The sequence below is a fragment of the Alkalibacterium thalassium genome (genome assembly GCF_900101165.1).
GTDB classification, from domain to species: Bacteria; Bacillota; Bacilli; order Lactobacillales; family Carnobacteriaceae_A; genus Alkalibacterium; species Alkalibacterium indicireducens.
Window position 1 is genome coordinate 1 of the sequence record NZ_FNFK01000114.1, and the last position, 1,622, is coordinate 1,622.

The following is a 1,622-nucleotide window of genomic DNA, read 5'->3' on the forward strand; positions in this document are numbered from 1 at the left end:
TCTTCTAATTCAGCTAGTTATTTCCCAGCCCCGCTCCATTCTTTCAAACAGTTAATCAATCAACTAAGTTAAGAACAATTCTTAACTACAAACTTATTATACGAAGAGGTTATGAAGTGACAATTGGAAAAGTTGGTACATTAGAGGTTGATTTTGTAGCAAGTAAGGCTGATGAGATAGTTTACTATCAAGTATCGGCTACGATTATGGATGAAAAAACAAAAGAACGTGAATTACGCCCACTCCAGTCCATAACTGATAATTATCCTAAGTATATCCTCACTATGGATAATACAGTTTTTAATGACTTTTCTGGTATAAAGGTGAAGAATATAATAGATTTTCTTCTTGAGTAATTTGACTATCAGCTGGGTCACAGTTTTTAGGTAATAGAGGTATAAAGGTAGACTCTTCACTTCGGAAGTATAATATCATATACCTTTATAACTACTAAATACTGGGTTTTAAACAGAAGTTGAGCTATATATGACGGATAGGCTAACATGACCTAGTAACTTTTTCATTTACTGTGAATACTTTGTACCAATATAATAAGATACTAAAAATCCAATAACTAAATAAAAGATTCCAAGTAGGATTTCCTGTCCTAATATATCCCTAGGAATAATTGCAAATATAGATCCAAATACAAATCCTAATACAGTATAATATGTAAAACCATAAGCTCTTTCAAATAGAAAATTTATTAATTTTGCAAATAATAATACACTTAGGACAAATCCTATCCCTACTGGAATGATTACCATAAGGTCTAAGCTTACAAGAGCATCCAAAAGAATTTCATAAGCCCCAATATACATAAGAATAAATGATGCACTTACCCCTGGTACTATAGTTCCAAATCCAATTATAAGACCATAAATAATAGTGGCAATTAGTCCTGAGGAAGCTTCTGGCATAATATTTATCACATTATTCTCTAATATGGTAAATATAATTGTTATACTAAGGGCAATTATACAAGGAATTAGATATGAGCCCTTAAAACCCTTTTTATTTGCATCTTTAATCACTAAAGGGATAGTCCCTACCATAAGCCCAATAATGATAAATTTTACATTGGTTTCATGGTATACAAATAAATATTGCATAATTCTACTAAAAGCTAATACACCAAAAGCTATACCTACACCTAAAGAAAAAAGGGCTTTAATTTTTCCCATAAAATCAGTAAATATATTAGCAATGGCACTGGTTAATTTGCTATAAACACCAAGTATTACCGCAAAGGTACCCCCACTTACGCCTGGAGTTACGGCTGCTATACCTATGATTATTCCTTTTAAAAAATCATTTAAAAATATCAAAAATATCAACTCACAATCAAAATCAAATTTTATTACCTGTCTGCTGCTTTATTCCCTAAGCAAAAAAACCAACTATACTACCTAAATTCTACGTCGCTTTACGAAAACCATTAAACATCGATATTTCCGATGAACCTACGAAGAATTCAAGTAGTTGCTTCTACATTTTAACATTTCATGCACCCCCTTTCAACAAAATCATAGTAATTACCAATTTTTTTGTTTTTTCGTGTTGTTTTAATGCAACTATCGTTGCTCTATCAATTAAAATACAAAAAGGCACCTCTTCCCCCC

At 31.4% G+C, this 1,622-nt stretch carries 2 protein-coding genes; one reads left to right on the forward strand and one right to left on the reverse strand.

What is annotated here, in order from left to right:
- Window positions 1–116: 116 nt before the first annotated feature.
- Window positions 117–356 (forward strand): ATP-binding protein, encoded by a 240-nt coding sequence (locus BLR76_RS11495; RefSeq protein WP_245683093.1) that lies wholly within the window; start codon window positions 117–119, stop codon window positions 354–356.
- Between the two features lie 168 nt (window positions 357–524).
- Here the strand turns inward: BLR76_RS11495 and BLR76_RS11500 are convergent, their stop codons facing one another.
- The gene (locus BLR76_RS11500; RefSeq protein WP_176759715.1) at window positions 525–1,328 is read right to left on the reverse strand and encodes a DUF368 domain-containing protein; all 804 of its coding nucleotides are present in this window, start codon (window positions 1,326–1,328) and stop codon (window positions 525–527) included.
- Window positions 1,329–1,622 lie beyond the last annotated feature (294 nt).